The organism is Streptomyces sp. NPDC050564 (genome assembly GCF_044457265.1).
In the GTDB taxonomy this organism is placed as follows: Bacteria; Actinomycetota; Actinomycetes; order Streptomycetales; family Streptomycetaceae; genus Streptomyces.
This window is the reverse complement of the sequence record NZ_JBITGS010000010.1, coordinates 228123-241831: the sequence shown is the minus strand read 5'-3', so window position 1 is coordinate 241831 and position 13709 is coordinate 228123. Positions and strand designations below refer to the sequence as shown.

Below are 13709 nucleotides of genomic sequence, written 5' to 3'. Positions count from 1 at the left end.
CCGCTCACGGCTGGAGCGGACGAAAGCCGCCCGGAATCGGCGGAAATCTGCCGAGATCAGCCGTCGAGGTGACCCCTCAGGTGTGCCGTGAAGGAGAAGCGATCCCCCCGGTACAGCGTCCGCACCCGCTCCAGCGGCTGCCCCTCCGTGTCCCGCGAGACCCGGTGGATCAGCAGCATCGGCAGCGCGGGCGGCGTCCCGATGAGCAGGGCCTCGCGCGGGGTGGCGAGCACCGTCTCGATCCGCTCGTCGGCGTCGCCGAACGCGATACCGAGCCGTTCATGGAGGTACGCGTAGAAGGAGGAGTCCGGGTCGAAGTCACGGTCGAGCCCCGGCACACGCGCCACGGCGACGTACGTGCTCTCCAGGCCGACCCGCTCGTCGTCCGCGAGCAGAACCCGCTCCATGTGCCACACGGGTTCGCCCCGCGTGAGCCCGGCCTCGGCGGCCAGTGCCTCGGGGCAGGGGAAGCGGTCGAGCGAGATGAGCGTACGTCCGGGGGTGCGCCCCTGCCGCCGTACGCCCTCGGTGTAGCTGGCGAGGGAGAGCGGCTGCTCCAGTTTCGGTCCCGCGACGACCGTCCCGCGCCCCTGCCGCCGTAGCCTCCCTTCGAGCAGCAACTCGCGCAGGGCCTGGCGCACGGTCTCGCGGGCGACCTCGTACTTCTCCGCGAGATCACGCTCGGTGGGAAGGAGGCCCCCCTCGCCCAACTCCTCGATCAGCAGGGCAACGTGCGCCTTCACCGCGTAGTACTTCGGGATACGGCCGTGCTCCGGGATGCCGGAGCGGACGGGGGCGCCGGGGGCCTGGTCGTTCGGGTAGTCCACGGGGGGATCGTCCCAGACGGGGTTCGCGCCACGAGTTCCAGGTGACACGGGCGGCGCCGGTGACTCCGAGGGGGCACGGGTGACCCGTACGGCGCAGGTGGCGCCGAAGGCGGTACAGGTGACACCGGCGGCACAGGCGGACCGGCCGGTCCGTCATCTCCTTCATGACAGGAGACACGGGTGACACAGAAGACCGCACAGGTGGCACCGGCGGCACGAGTGACGCAGAAGGCGACACAGGAATCAGCGACGGCGGAGGCGTACCCGGCGAGTCACGGCGAGCAAGGCGGCTCCCGCGGCGAGCAGCACGAGGCCGGTGGTCACGCCGAGCCGGTGCGTTGCGCCCGGGCCGGTGCGGGCCAGCTCGTCCCGGGACAGGTCCTGGTTCTGCATGGCGTTGCCGCCACTCCCATCACCGCCGTCCGAGCCGGCGCTGGGCACGACCCCGGCGTCGGCGTCCTGGGCAGTGCTCTCCCTCGCGCTCGGGCTGTGGCTCGGGCTCTGGCTCCCGCTCGGGCTCTGGCTCCCGCTCGGGCTCTCGCTCGGGCTCTCGTCCTGCCCCTCGTCCTGGATGCGGAACCGGTAGTCGTTCGACTGCCCCACCCAGTCCCCGTCGTCGTTGTGCCGCTGCACGACGGCCGCGTTCGCGACGACATCGTTCGGGACGGCCGCGTCGGAGGTCACGGAGAGGCGCACCTTCACGGTGAGCGTCCGCCCGGGTCCCACGGTGAACCCCGGGAACCCGTCGTCGAACGCCCCCACGTTCTCGGCGTCGTCACTCGTCTCGAAGGTCACCGGATGCGGCCGCGCGCCCTCGTAGAACTCCAACCGCGCCTGCCCCGGCCGCAACACCCGCTTCGCGTCCACCAGCACGACGATCGGGTGAATGTCCCCACAGGAGTGCGCCGTGGTGTTGGTGAGGTCGATGTACCAGGTCCGGAAGTCACCGCCGACGTCATAGGTGGCGGGACCACCGTGGATACGGGTCTTGATGGGGAAGTCCCGCGTGTCGGGGGCGGCGCAGGTGGGGCGGGGACTCGCGGGGGCGAGTGGCTGGGTGAGCGCGTGAGCGGGGACGGGCACGAGGGCCAGGGCGGGGGTGGCGGTCAGAGCGAGCGGGAGGGTCTTGCGCAGTCGCATGAGGGGGCCTTCGGCCGATCGGGGACAGGAGGAATCGGGACCGGAAACATCAGGCGATACAGGGCAACGGCACCCACGACACTGCCACGCCCTCCCGCCCCCACCGCCCCGCCACGCCCACCACACCCCCCGTTCGGCCCACAAGGGGCGCGGGGAACTGCGCGACAAGCCGCCACCCACCCGCAGCAGAAAAGCAACCCGGGGATCTGGGGGCGCAGCCCCCAGGTACGGGACGGGCAGGGGCGGAGGGGGCGAAAACCCACCCACCGGCACCCCCGCCGACCGTCACCCCTCCCCCCGCCCGAACAACGGCGCCAACAACAACTGCGCCGCCCCCTCCGCAACCCCCCGCGCCCCACCGGGAGCGACCCGCACCGGTACCGCCACGTCCACCCCCTCCCGCCGAGCCCGCTCCTCCAGCACCGCCCCGACCCCCCGCACGAAGGCCTCCTGATGGGCCGCGACCGTGCGCCCGCCCAGCAGCACGAGATCGATGTCCAGCAGCCCCACGAGATTTGCCGCGCCCGCGCCCAGCACCCGCGCCGCCTCCTCCACGGCCCCCCGCCTCACCGCCTCCAGACACAACACCTCGATGCACCCGCGGTTGCCGCACCCGCACACCGGCCCGTCCAGCTGAATGACCTGATGCCCGAACTCCCCCGCCCCGGTACGGGCCCCGCGATGCACGCCCCCACCGATGACAAGCCCGGCCCCCAGCCCCGTACCCAGATGCAGATACGCGAAGGAACCCCCGACGTCCCCGGCAACCCCTGCAGCCCCGACAGCCCCGGAGCCCCCTGGGGCGCCGCCCCCCACCGCAACCCCCAACGCGGCCGCGTTCGTGTCCTTGTCGACCACCACCGGCAGCCCCAACCGCCCCGCCAGCGCGTCCCGCAACGGAAACCCGTCCCACTCGGGAAACCCGGTGACCCGGTGCAAAACCCCCCGCACATGATCGAGAGGCCCCGGCAGCGCGACCCCCACCCCCAGCACGGACGCCCCCACGATCAGGGCCTCCACCTCGCTCGCCGCCCCCTCGACGACCGCCTCCGCTCCGGAGCCCAGGTCCAGCGGAGCCCTCCGCTCGTCCACCACGGCCCCCGTGAGATCGGAGAGCACCGCCGTCAGCTCGTCCCGGTCGAGGTGCAGCCCGACCGCGTGCCCGGCTTCGGGAACGAGCCGCAGCACCGTACGGGGCTTGCCGCCGGTGGACGCGCGGCGCCCCGCCTCCGCCGCGAGGCCGTCCGCCCGCAGCCGGGCAGTGATCTTGCTGACGGCCTGCGGGGTCAGCCCGGTCCGCTCGGCGAGTTCGAGCCGGCTGATCCCGGACGGCCCGGCCGTGCGCAGCAGGTCCAGCACGAGCGCGGCGTTGTGACTGCGCAGGGCGAGCAGATTCACTCCGGGCCCGGCCTCCGCGTACCGGCCCCGCAAACCGGACGAGGCCGCTCCCGCCGCCACGCCCGGCCCCGCCGCCACGCTCCGCTCCCGCCCCTGCTGCCGACGCACCCCCGGCGCCCCCGCACCCGACGCCACAGCGTCCTCATCGCCCGCATCGCTCCTGTTCACGTCCCCCATTGTCCCCCGCGCTTGCACTTTGGCAACAGCGTTGCGAAAGTGGCCACCATGACAGGCATGACTGATACCCCCCTCCGTGTGGGCCTCGTCGGCTACGGCCTCGCGGGCTCCGTCTTCCACGCCCCGCTGATCGCCGCGACCGAGGGGCTGGCCCTCGACACGGTCGTCACGTCCGACCCGGAGCGGCAGGAGCAGGCCCGCGCCGAGTTCGGCGACGGCCTCCGGTTCGCCGCCACGCCCGACGAGCTGTGGGCGCGCGCCGACGAACTGGACCTGATCGTCATCGCGTCCCCGAACAAGACCCACGTCCCGATCGCGACGGCCGCCCTCAAGGCGGGCCTCCCGGTCGTGGTCGACAAGCCCATCGCCGGTACGGCGGCGGAGGCCCGCGAGCTGGCCGCCCTGGCCGACGAACGCGGCCTCCTCCTCTCGGTCTTCCAGAACCGCCGCTGGGACAACGACTTCCTGACCCTCCGCAAGCTGCTCACCGAGGGCGAGTTGGGCGACGTCTGGCGCTTCGAGTCCCGCTTCGAGCGGTGGCGCCCGCAGCCCAAGGGCGGCTGGCGCGAGTCCGGCGACCCGGCAGAGATCGGAGGTCTCCTCTACGACCTCGGCAGCCACGTCGTCGACCAGGCGCTGGTCCTCTTCGGCCCCGCGACCTCGGTGTACGCCGAGTCGGACATCCGCCGCTCCGGCGCTCGGACCGACGACGACACCTTCATCGCGATCACGCACGCGAACGGCGTGCGCTCCCACCTCTACGTCTCCGCGACGACCGCCCAACTCGGCCCGCGGTTCCGCGTGCTGGGCTCGCAGGCCGGTTACGTGAAGTACGGCCTCGACCCCCAGGAGGCGGACCTGCGCGAGGGCAAGCGGCCCGGCACGTCGGCCGAGTGGGGCGTCGAGCCCGAGTCCCTGTGGGGCCGCGTCGGCGCCGGGGAATCCCCGCTCACGGGTGGCGGCAGCCCCGAGCCCACGCTCCCCGGCGCGTACCCCGCGTACTACGCGGCGATCGCCGCGGCACTGCGGGGCAAGGGCGAGAACCCGGTGACCGCGCTGGAGGCGGCAGCCGCCCTCGACGTCCTGGAGGCGGCCCGCCGCTCCGCCCGCGAGGCAGTGGTGGTGTCCCTGTGAACGCGCCGAAGATCTCCGAACTCGAGGAACAGGAGCGCCGCTTGACGCTCCCCCACTTCACGCACGACGACGCGTGGACCCTCGGCACGCTCCTCGTCGAGCTGGCCCGGGACCGTCACGCACCCGTCGCCGTCGACATCCGCCGCGGCGGCCAGCAGCTCTTCCACGCGGCACTGCCGGGCTCGACCCCGGACAACGACGCCTGGATCGACCGCAAGCGCCGCGTCGTCGAGCGCTACGGCTGCTCCTCGCTCCTGGTCGGCTCCCGCTTCCGCGCCAAGGGCACGACGTTCGAGGACTCCTCGCGCCTCGACCCCGACGTGTACGCGGCCCACGGCGGCGCGTTCCCGATCACGGTCGAGGGTGTGGGAGTGATCGGAACCGTGGTGGTGTCGGGGCTGCCGCAGCTCGAGGACCACAGCCTGGTGGTGGAGGCCCTGGAACTCTTCACCTCGGGCTAGGGCCACCCCGCCGGGGGCGCGGGGAACTGCGTGATCAGCCACAACGGGCTCGCAGCGCACGAAGCGCCCGCAGTTCCCCGCCCCACCTCCCCGCCCACGCGGCGGAGCGCCTACGCGTCCTTCAATTCCTGCCGCTGCCGCCCGAGCCCCTCGATCTCCAGCTCGACCACGTCACCCGCCCGCAGGAACGGCTTCGGCTCGGGCTGCCCGAGCGCGACCCCCGCCGGCGTACCGGTGTTGATCACATCGCCCGGGTAGAGGGTCATGAACTGGCTGACATACCGCACCACTTCGGCGACCGGGAAGATCTGCTCGGCCGTCGTCCCGTCCTGCTTGAGCTCTCCGTTGACCCAGAGCTTCAGGGAGAGGTTCTGCGGGTCGGCGACCTCGTCGGCCGTCACCAGCCACGGCCCCAGCGGATTGAACGTCTCGCAGTTCTTGCCCTTGTCCCAGGTGCCGCCCCGCTCGATCTGGAACTCGCGCTCGGAGACGTCGTGCGCCACCGCGTACCCGGCGACGTGCGCGAGCGCCTCCTCACCGGATTCCAGATAACGGGCGGTACGGCCGATGACGACCGCCAGCTCGACCTCCCAGTCGGTCTTCACCGAGCTGCGCGGCACGAGCACCGTGTCGTTCGGGCCGACCACCGTGTCCGCCGCCTTGAAGAAGATCACCGGCTCGGTGGGCGGCTCGGCGCCGGTCTCGCGGGCGTGGTCGTGGTAGTTCAGCCCGATGCACACGACCTTGCCGATGCGGGCGAGCGGCGGCCCGACGCGCAGTCCGGTCGCGTCCAGCGTGGGCAGCTCACCGGCCTCGGCGGCGGAACGGATCCGGCCGAGCGCCGCGTCGTCGGCGAGCAGTGCCCCGTCGATGTCCGGGACGATGCCCGACAGGTCCCGGAGGGTCCCCTCGGCGTCGAGCAGCGCGGGCCGCTCCGACCCCGCCGTACCGACTCGCAGCAGCTTCATGATCACAATCTCCCTCGATCGCGGCAGTCGACCGATGGGTGCAGCCATCGGAGGACTGGTCGATCCTCCAAGCTCTCCGTCCAGTCCGCAATACCCCGTTCACGGACTGGACCGTAACCAACCGCTCAGGCCGTTCGGCCTTTCGACCAGGGCCGGACCGCTCAGACCGCCTGAACGGGCCCGGACCGCTCGGACCCTTCAACGGGCCCGGAGTACAGCACCGCCCGCTCCACCGCGCTCCACGTCGTACTGGTCACCACATACAACGCGGCGGCCAGCGGCACCACCGCCACGGTGAAGAGCGTGAAGAAGGACATGAACGGCATGATCTTGTTGACCGAGGCAAACCCGGGCACCTGCTGATCGCCGCCGGCCACCGGAGCGGAGGCGGCCATCATCCGCTTCGTACGCAGGAAATTGAAGGTCGCGACCGCGGCGACGAGGGCGAACAGCCCGAGGTAGACGAGCCCGGACGCCCCGAACACTCCCCCGGCCCCCAGCGCGTCCGCCCACCGGTCACCCAGCGGCGCGGCGAACAGCTTGTGGCCGAGCAGAGCGTTGGCCTCGCCGCCGATCGTCGAGTTCGAGAACAGGTGGTAGAGGAGGAAGAAGGCCGGCAGCTGGAGCAGGCTGGGCAGACAGCCGGACAGCGGCGACACCTTCTCCTCCGCGTGCAGCGCCAGCACCGCCTTCTGCAGTTTCTCGGGATCCTTCGCGTGCTTCTTGCGCAGCTCCGCGACCTTCGGCTGAAGCTTGGCGCGCGCCCGCTGACCGCGCGCCGCCGCCCGCGACAGGGGATGCACGAGAAGTCGTACGAGCGCGGTGAACAGGACGATCGCGGCGGCCGCCGCCGAGGCGTGGAACAGGGGCTGGAGCAGGTCGGCGAGCTGCTCGACCAGGCTCGCGAAAACGGACATGAACGTGGACATGGGTGAGCCCTCCGGGGGTCTCGTCGTGCCGTGGTTACGGAATGCGGCATGACGACCCGCGCGGGGTCCGGCTGTGGGATATCCCTACGCGGCGGCCGTCAGGAGGGCACGCCCCGGCGCTCGGGGGCGCCTGCGCCCCGCCGCGTCGGGATCACGTTGAGGCAGGAAGGCCGTACGGTGCTCACGGTCGCGGATGGCCGTCCGGACCCGCGTACGGGGGACGGCGGGCGCGCAGCGTGAGCCGATGAGGGCGCTGACGGCGAGCGCGGAGCCGGCCGCGGCGGTCGCGGTGAACGCGACGGCTACGGCGGCGGAGAGGCTGCCGGTGTCGAGCAGCGCGACTTCGAGCAGCAGAAGCAGCAGCACGGCGGCGGGACGCATGTTCGCCCAGCTCCGGATCATGGACTGCCCCTCCCCTCGCGCGCGCACTCGTACATGTCCTGCATGTCCTGCCGTTATACAGGACCCGACTCGGCGGCCTGCTGTGCAGGACCCGGCTCGGCGGCCTGCTGTGCGGGAACCGACTCGACGGCCCGCACCGAATCCGTCTCGATCGGCTCAAGCAGCCGCTTGGGCTTGAGCAGCGCCCGGCTGACCGGATTCGTCGGCTCCGCATCGAGTCCCGGTCCCGGCACCATTTCGACGTCCGGGACGGGTACGACGGTTCCGCAGGCGGGACATTCGCCGTACGGACCCAGCTCCGTGCCGCAGGCCGCGTGCCGGAAGGAGCGCAGCTGAGTCTCGCTGAAGTGCTCGCGGCCCCACAGGCCGAGCGAACGCAGGGTCGGCCAGAGCGCGATGCCGCGGTCGGTGACGACGTACTCGTCGCGCGGCGGCGACTCCTGGTAGCGGCGCTTTTCGAGGATGCCCTCGGTGGTGAGCAGCTGAAGGCGGGCCGCGAGGACGGCGCGTGGGATGCCGAGGTGGACGAGGAAGTCGTTGTAGCGCCGTACGCCATAGAGCGCGTCGCGTATGACGAGGAGCGTCCAGCGCTCGCCGACGATTTCGAGCGCGCGGGCGATCGAGCACTCCTGTGTCGCGTAGTCCTTGCCCAAAGCCATGACCCCACTGTAGCCACTTTCCGACTTATTGGTTCAGTGAACGAACCTAGGGTGCTACGGTCGACGCATGCATAGGTTCATTGAACGAACTCACCCGTCCCGAAGGGGCAAGCCATGACCCGGCTCGACCGGACCGCCGGGATCACCACGCACCCGACATCCGCCGCACCCGAAGCACCCGCGTCGACGCAGGCCATCCCCCGCGCGGGCGCCACCCTCGCCCTCACCAGCGCCGCCACCGCCGTGGCCCTGATGACGTACACCGCGCCGCTGGTCACGCTTCCCGACACCGCCGCCGCGCTGCACACCTCGGTCTCCGCCCAGGCCTGGCTGCTCAACGGCACCCCGCTGGGCCTGGCCGCGCTGCTCCTGGTCGCCGGCAGCCTCGCGGACGACTACGGCCGCCGCAGGATCTTCCTGGCCGGCACGGTCGCGCTCGGCATCACCACGGCACTGGGCGCGCTCGCGAACTCGACCTGGCTGTTCACGCTGGCCCGCATCGCGCAGGGCGCGGCGAGCGCGGCGATCCTCGCGAGCAGCCTGGGGCTGATCGTCCACGCCTTCCCGAACCCGCGCGGGCGGCTGCACGCGACCGGCGTCTGGGGCGCCTTCGTCAGCGGCGGCATCGCGGTGGGCCCGCTGCTCGCGGGCGGGATAGCCGAGTGGGACTGGCGGCTGGCGTACGCGGTGCTGGGCGCGGCCGCGTTGATCGTCGCCGTACTGGGGACCCGCGGTCTCACGGAGTCCCGCGCGCCCCGGGGCGGCCGCCCCGACCTGGCGGGAGCTCTGACCTTCGGTCTGGCGCTGATGGCTCTGGTGGCCGCGCTCACCCTGGGCCGCGACGGCTGGCTGCGCGCCCCGGTGGGCCTGCTGCTGGTGGCGTTCCTCGTTCTGATGGCCGTGTTCGTCGTCATCGAGAGCCGTAGCCGTACGCCCATGATCGACCTCGGTCTGTTCCGGCACCGCCGCTTCCTCGCCTCGTCCGCGGGCGGGCTGTTCACGGGCATCGCGGTGATCGGCGTGTTCAGCTTCCTGCCGGCGCTGATCCAGCGGACGCTCGGCCTGTCGACGCTGGAAACGGCGTGGCTGGTCCTGCTCTGGTCGGGGCTGTCCTTCGCGGTCGCCCTGCAGGCGCGGCGCCTCGCGGGCCGGATCTCACCACGCCACCAGCTCGCACTGGGCTTCGCGCTGCACGCGGTCGGCGTCCTGACGATGCTCGGCGCGCTCGACGCCGGTTCCTGGACACGACTGCTCCCCGGCTTCATCGTCTCCGGCGTGGGCAGCGGCCTGTTGAACGCCTCCCTTCCGCACCTCGCCGTCGAGTCCGTCCCCGCGACCCGCGCCGCGATGGGCTCGGGCGCGCAGCAGACGTTCCGCTACATCGGTTCCTGCGCCGGCGTCGCCCTCACGATCGCGCTGGTGACCTCCTCCGGCGGGATCGCCCACGGCTGGGACATCGCGATCGCCGTGTCGGCGGGACTCGCGGGGGTGGCGGCGGTGAGCGTGCTGGCGCTTCGGGAGCGGAGCTGACACCCACACCTCTAGAGTTCTGATCATGGACATCTCAGCCCCGTACGAACGCGGCAGCGACCTGCTGCGACAAGGGCGCCGCGAGGAAGCGAAGCGTTGGCTGGTTCCCCTGGCGGAGGCCGGTCACGCGGAAGCGGTGCGCGAGCTGGCCTGGAGCGCGAGCAGACTCGCGCACAAGGACGCCCGCTACGAGGCCGAGGCCGAGCACTGGCTGCGCCGCGAGGCCGAGGTACGACAGGACCCCGACTGGCTGGTCACGATGGCGCAGGAAATGCGCCGCTGGGCGTCGGGACGGGTGGCCGAGGCCGAGGACCTGGTGGCCGGGATGGCACGGGCGGGCAGCGCACGTGCCGCCGGTCAACTGGGCTACTGGAAGCGGCGGGACGGCGACCCGGCGGGCGCCGTGGAGTGGTACCGCCTCGCGGTCGAGCTCGGGCACCGCTTCTGCTGGCGGGATCTCGGCTGGTGCCTGACGACCCTGGGCCGTTACGCCGAGGCGGAGGCGCTGTACCGCCCGCACGCCGAAGGGGGCGATGTGGTGGCCCAGTACGAGCTCGGGGCGCTGCTGCACGCACAGGGGAAGGGACCGGCGGTGACTCCGCCGCGTCCGCCGAGTCTCTGAGCGGCCTCGGGTAAGTGAGGCACGCCCCCACGCCGCCCGCCACGGCACCTCGCCGCACTGCCACATCACCCAGTACATCCAGTACGAGGGCGACGCGGCAGCACGCGATGCACCGCACCGGACGACGCGGAAACGCACCCCACTTCCCCGAGGCCGCTCAGCCCCGCGTGCTCCACCCCCGGGTCTACCGGGGCCGCATCGACCGCAGCTTCCCCCACACCGCCATCCGGTACTTGGAGGTGTACTCGGGAGTGCACGTGGTGAGGGTGATGTAGTACCCGGGCTCGCTGTACCCGTACGACGGCCGCACGGTACTGCGCGGCACACCGCGGATGACCCCGCTGTCCCGCGCCGAGGTCTGCGGAAGGGTCTTGTCGACGACGTACGTGTAGAGCGCGGCCTTCGTCTCGACCGTGATCGTGTCGCCGCGCTTCAGCCGGGTGATGTACCGGAAGGGTTCGCCGTGGGTGTTCCGGTGCCCGGCGAGCGCGAAGTTCCCTGCCTGACCCGGCTGTTGGGTGCCCTTGTAGTGACCGACGTACCCCTTGTTGAGCACGTTCTGCTTGCTGACGCCCTCGGCGACCGGGACGCGCAGGGAGAGGCGGGGGATGGCGAGGATGGCGTAGGCCTGAGACCAACGGGGCTGCGCCTGGGCGCTGTTGACGGTGGCCTGCCGTTCGCGCGAGGAGGGGTTCCGCGCGCCGCCTGAGTCGCCACCGCTGTCCCCCTCGCCCTCACCGCCGCCCGGATCCGCGCTCGGCGCCACGGCGGCCCCCGGCGCCTCCCACTCCCTTTCCAGCGCCTGCACCTTGCGCGCGGCGTCGTGCCGGGCCTCCCGGTTGGTCCACCAGAGCTGGTGCACGACGAGAAGCAGGAGCACCACCCCCACGGTGACGAACACCTCGGCCCCGCCCCACACCACCCGCCGGTACGCGGCGCGCCGCCGCCGAGTGCCGTGGTGCACGATCCCGGGAGCCCGCATCCGTACGCCTCCTTCGCCGGGCCCGCACGATAGGTGCTGCCTCCTCAAGTCACCAGCCCCGTACGCCCCGACGCCCAACCAGGGGCTTCATATACCGGTTTTAGAAAGGGGTGAGAAAGGGGTGTCGCAACCCTCGACAACCCCACCCGTCACACCCGATGCTTCCTGATGGCATCAGCGGGGCGAGCCAGTACCGGTGGCGTGACGGGCAAATGGGGCCGACTGGCCAGTGCCCGTCGCGTGGCCGGCAGCTGAGCCGATGGGCCGACTCCGTTGGGGTGAAAGGCGATCGAGTCGACGAGCCGACGCCGGTGGGACGACCGGCGATCGAGCGGGACGGAGAAGCCATGATCCGACGTAGAACACTGCTGGCGGCCGCGGGGGGTACGGTCTTCGGCAGCGCCCTGGCGACGGGCACCGCCCGCGCGGACGCGACCATCGCCGTCAACCCCGCTACGACGTACGGGAAATGGGAGGGCTGGGGCACCTCGCTGGCGTGGTGGGCCAACGTGTTCGGCGCACGCGACGACTTCGCCGACATCTTCTTCACCACCAAGTCGACGACGTACAACGGAACTTCGCTTCCCGGCCTGGGCCTGAACATCGCCCGATACAACCTGGGCGGGTGCAGCTGGAACAGCGTGAACGGCGAGTCGATGGTCGCCTCCGCCAACATCCCCTCCTTCAAGCAGATCGAGGGCTACTGGCAGGACTGGAACAACGAGGACCCCACCTCCTCGGCCTGGAAGTGGACGGCCGACGCCACCCAGCGGGCCATGCTGCTGAAGGCGACGTCACGGGGTGCGACGAGCGAGCTGTTCGCCAACTCCCCGATGTGGTGGATGTGCCTGAACCACAACCCGTCGGGCGCGTCCGGCGGCGGCAACAACCTCCAGTCCTGGAACTACCGCCAGCACGCCTCCCACCTGGCGGCAGTAGCCCTCTACGCGAAGAACAACTGGGGCGTGAACTTCTCCACCGTCGAGGCCTTCAACGAACCCTCCTCCAGCTGGTGGACCGCCACCGGCACCCAGGAGGGCTGCCACATGGACGCGTCGGTCCAGTCGGCCGTACTCCCGTACCTGCGCAGCGAGTTGGACAAGCGCGGCCTGACGAGCACGAAGATCTCGGCGTCCGACGAGACGAGCTACGACCTGGCCCGCACGACATGGAATTCCTTCTCGTCGACGACGAAGGGATACGTGAACCGGGTCAACGTGCACGGCTACCAGGGCTCGGGCGGCCGCCGGGACCTCCTCTACACCGACGCGGTGACGACCGCCGGCAAGAGCCTGTGGAACTCCGAGTACGGCGACAGCGACGGCACCGGCCTCACCCTGGCGAGCAACCTCCTCCTGGACTTCCGCTGGCTGCACCCGACCGCCTGGGTGTACTGGCAGGTCATGGACCCCTCGTCGGGCTGGGCGACCATCGCGTACGACGCGAGCACCCTGACGCCCGGGGCGATCCAGACGAAGTATTACGTAATGGCCCAGTTCACCCGCCACATCCGCCCCGGAATGACGATCGTCGACACGGGAGTGGACTACGCGGTGGCGGCCTACGACGCGACGGCGAAACGCCTGGTGATCGCGGCGGTCAACAAGTCCTCCTCCGCCCAGACCCTGACCTTCGACCTCTCCCGCTTCACCACGGTGTCGGGCGGCACGGGCGGCCTGGTCCCCCGCTGGAACACGCTGACGTCGGGGTCCGGCGACCGGTACACCTCGCACTCGGACACGCACCTGAGCGGCAAGTCGGTCGCCGTGCCCTTCGCGGCGGGGGCGGTTCAGACGTTGCAGGTGGATGGGGTGGTGGTGTGAGGGGCCCGCATACAGCAAAAAGACCCGGCCCGGAGGCGCCGACCCGGGCACGCCGAGGCCCCAACTCCCCACCCCCATAAACTCCCTGGCCATGAGCGCGTACTGGCTACTGACCCTGATCCCCTTCCTCGCGGGCCTGGCGGTGACCGGCCAGCAGGGCATGGTCGCCCTCACCGAACACGTCCTGCGCCGCACCGCCCGCCGCGTGGAGGGCACGGTCACCGGTCACATAGCGTCCCGCGAGGCGACGTACGCCACCCTGCACCCCGTCGTCCGCTGGACCGGCGACGACGGGCGGGAGTACGAACGCGCCGTTCCCGACACGATCGGCGCCCACGCCCTGCCCGAGGGCAGCCGCGTCCGCCTCCTGTGCACGCCGGGCGCCCCCGACTCGGTGACCCTGGACGCACCGGACCGCTACCGGTCGGCGGTGATCGGCGCGTGGCTCGGCGTCCTGCTGTGGGCAGGCGCGCTGACGGCGGTACTGATCCGGATCGCGACGCTGCTGCCGGCCCCGTACCGGTACTGAGCCGGTACGGGGTCGGCGCGGGCCCGGCGCCGGTCCGGTACGGGGCCGGCACGGGCCGGGTACGGGGTCGGCGCGGGCCCGGCGCCGGTCCGGCACGGGTCCGGCGCCGGTCTGGCACGGGGTCGGCA

General features: G+C 71.7%; 14 protein-coding genes. 6 read left to right on the top strand and 8 right to left on the bottom strand.

Annotated features, from left to right (window positions below; genetic code table 11):
- Positions 1–56: 56 nt before the first annotated feature.
- The 3 genes from ACIBK0_RS18430 to ACIBK0_RS18420 all read right to left on the bottom strand — a co-directional run bounded on the left by ACIBK0_RS18430 (position 57) and on the right by ACIBK0_RS18420 (position 3425).
- Positions 57–827, bottom strand: coding sequence for a GntR family transcriptional regulator (locus ACIBK0_RS18430; protein WP_399080834.1), 771 nt, complete (start codon positions 825–827; stop codon positions 57–59).
- Between the two features lie 243 nt (positions 828–1070).
- Positions 1071–1967: a hypothetical protein gene (locus ACIBK0_RS18425; RefSeq protein ID WP_399080832.1), complete on the bottom strand. Its 897-nt coding sequence runs from the start codon at positions 1965–1967 to the stop codon at positions 1071–1073.
- A gap of 285 nt (positions 1968–2252) precedes the next feature.
- Entirely contained in the window at positions 2253–3425 is a 1173-nt protein-coding gene (locus ACIBK0_RS18420) for an ROK family protein (protein WP_399080953.1), read from the bottom strand.
- 165 nt (positions 3426–3590) lie between these two features.
- Here ACIBK0_RS18420 and ACIBK0_RS18415 point away from each other — a divergent pair, with 165 nt between their 5' ends.
- Both ACIBK0_RS18415 and ACIBK0_RS18410 read left to right on the top strand, forming a co-directional pair.
- Positions 3591–4676 carry a Gfo/Idh/MocA family oxidoreductase gene (locus tag ACIBK0_RS18415; RefSeq protein ID WP_399080830.1) on the top strand — a complete coding sequence of 362 codons (1086 nt, stop codon included), beginning with the start codon at positions 3591–3593 and terminating at the stop codon, positions 4674–4676.
- A complete protein-coding gene (locus ACIBK0_RS18410) occupies positions 4673–5137 on the top strand; it encodes a heme-degrading domain-containing protein (protein ID WP_399080828.1) in 465 nt (154 codons plus the stop codon). The genes ACIBK0_RS18415 and ACIBK0_RS18410 overlap by 4 nt, the downstream gene beginning before the upstream one ends.
- Before the next feature lie 110 nt (positions 5138–5247).
- Here ACIBK0_RS18410 and ACIBK0_RS18405 read toward each other — a convergent pair whose 3' ends face one another.
- The 4 genes from ACIBK0_RS18405 to ACIBK0_RS18390 form a co-directional block, all read right to left on the bottom strand.
- Positions 5248–6105: a fumarylacetoacetate hydrolase family protein gene (locus ACIBK0_RS18405; RefSeq protein ID WP_399080825.1), complete on the bottom strand. Its 858-nt coding sequence runs from the start codon at positions 6103–6105 to the stop codon at positions 5248–5250.
- Positions 6106–6266: 161 nt separating this feature from the next.
- A complete protein-coding gene (locus ACIBK0_RS18400) occupies positions 6267–7022 on the bottom strand; it encodes a YidC/Oxa1 family membrane protein insertase (RefSeq protein ID WP_399080951.1) in 756 nt (251 codons plus the stop codon).
- 96 nt (positions 7023–7118) lie between these two features.
- Entirely contained in the window at positions 7119–7436 is a 318-nt protein-coding gene (locus ACIBK0_RS18395) for a DUF6412 domain-containing protein (RefSeq protein ID WP_399080823.1), read from the bottom strand.
- Positions 7437–7489: 53 nt separating this feature from the next.
- Positions 7490–8095: a winged helix-turn-helix transcriptional regulator gene (locus ACIBK0_RS18390; protein WP_399080821.1), complete on the bottom strand. Its 606-nt coding sequence runs from the start codon at positions 8093–8095 to the stop codon at positions 7490–7492.
- 114 nt (positions 8096–8209) lie between these two features.
- Here ACIBK0_RS18390 and ACIBK0_RS18385 point away from each other — a divergent pair, with 114 nt between their 5' ends.
- Both ACIBK0_RS18385 and ACIBK0_RS18380 read left to right on the top strand, forming a co-directional pair.
- Complete coding sequence (locus ACIBK0_RS18385) at positions 8210–9625, top strand: MFS transporter (RefSeq protein ID WP_399080819.1); 1416 nt, start codon at positions 8210–8212, stop codon at positions 9623–9625.
- A gap of 25 nt (positions 9626–9650) precedes the next feature.
- On the top strand, positions 9651–10247 hold the full coding sequence (locus ACIBK0_RS18380) for a tetratricopeptide repeat protein (protein WP_399080817.1): 597 nt from the start codon (positions 9651–9653) through the stop codon (positions 10245–10247).
- Positions 10248–10431: 184 nt separating this feature from the next.
- Here the strand turns inward: ACIBK0_RS18380 and ACIBK0_RS18375 are convergent, their stop codons facing one another.
- Positions 10432–11229: a class E sortase gene (locus ACIBK0_RS18375; protein ID WP_399080815.1), complete on the bottom strand. Its 798-nt coding sequence runs from the start codon at positions 11227–11229 to the stop codon at positions 10432–10434.
- Between the two features lie 347 nt (positions 11230–11576).
- On the opposite strand from ACIBK0_RS18375, the gene ACIBK0_RS18370 reads away from it, so the two are divergent.
- The gene (locus ACIBK0_RS18370) at positions 11577–13052 is read left to right on the top strand and encodes a beta-1,6-galactanase (RefSeq protein WP_399080813.1); all 1476 of its coding nucleotides are present in this window, start codon (positions 11577–11579) and stop codon (positions 13050–13052) included.
- 91 nt (positions 13053–13143) lie between these two features.
- The gene (locus tag ACIBK0_RS18365) at positions 13144–13581 is read left to right on the top strand and encodes a DUF3592 domain-containing protein (RefSeq protein WP_399080811.1); all 438 of its coding nucleotides are present in this window, start codon (positions 13144–13146) and stop codon (positions 13579–13581) included.
- Positions 13582–13709 lie beyond the last annotated feature (128 nt).

Bases quoted from the DNA above. Each gene is read 5' to 3' on its own strand.
- ACIBK0_RS18415 (WP_399080830.1), top strand. From the start codon at position 3,591: ATGACAGGCATGACTGATACCCCCCTCCGTGTGGGCCTCGTCGGCTAC.
- ACIBK0_RS18380 (WP_399080817.1), top strand. From the start codon at position 9,651: ATGGACATCTCAGCCCCGTACGAACGCGGCAGCGACCTGCTGCGACAA.
- ACIBK0_RS18400 (WP_399080951.1), bottom strand. From the start codon at position 7,022: ATGTCCGTTTTCGCGAGCCTGGTCGAGCAGCTCGCCGACCTGCTCCAG.
- ACIBK0_RS18405 (WP_399080825.1), bottom strand. From the start codon at position 6,105: ATGAAGCTGCTGCGAGTCGGTACGGCGGGGTCGGAGCGGCCCGCGCTG.
- ACIBK0_RS18385 (WP_399080819.1), top strand. From the start codon at position 8,210: ATGACCCGGCTCGACCGGACCGCCGGGATCACCACGCACCCGACATCC.
- ACIBK0_RS18375 (WP_399080815.1), bottom strand. From the start codon at position 11,229: ATGCGGGCTCCCGGGATCGTGCACCACGGCACTCGGCGGCGGCGCGCC.
- ACIBK0_RS18395 (WP_399080823.1), bottom strand. From the start codon at position 7,436: ATGATCCGGAGCTGGGCGAACATGCGTCCCGCCGCCGTGCTGCTGCTT.
- ACIBK0_RS18370 (WP_399080813.1), top strand. From the start codon at position 11,577: ATGATCCGACGTAGAACACTGCTGGCGGCCGCGGGGGGTACGGTCTTC.
- ACIBK0_RS18425 (WP_399080832.1), bottom strand. From the start codon at position 1,967: ATGCGACTGCGCAAGACCCTCCCGCTCGCTCTGACCGCCACCCCCGCC.
- ACIBK0_RS18390 (WP_399080821.1), bottom strand. From the start codon at position 8,095: ATGGCTTTGGGCAAGGACTACGCGACACAGGAGTGCTCGATCGCCCGC.
- ACIBK0_RS18365 (WP_399080811.1), top strand. From the start codon at position 13,144: ATGAGCGCGTACTGGCTACTGACCCTGATCCCCTTCCTCGCGGGCCTG.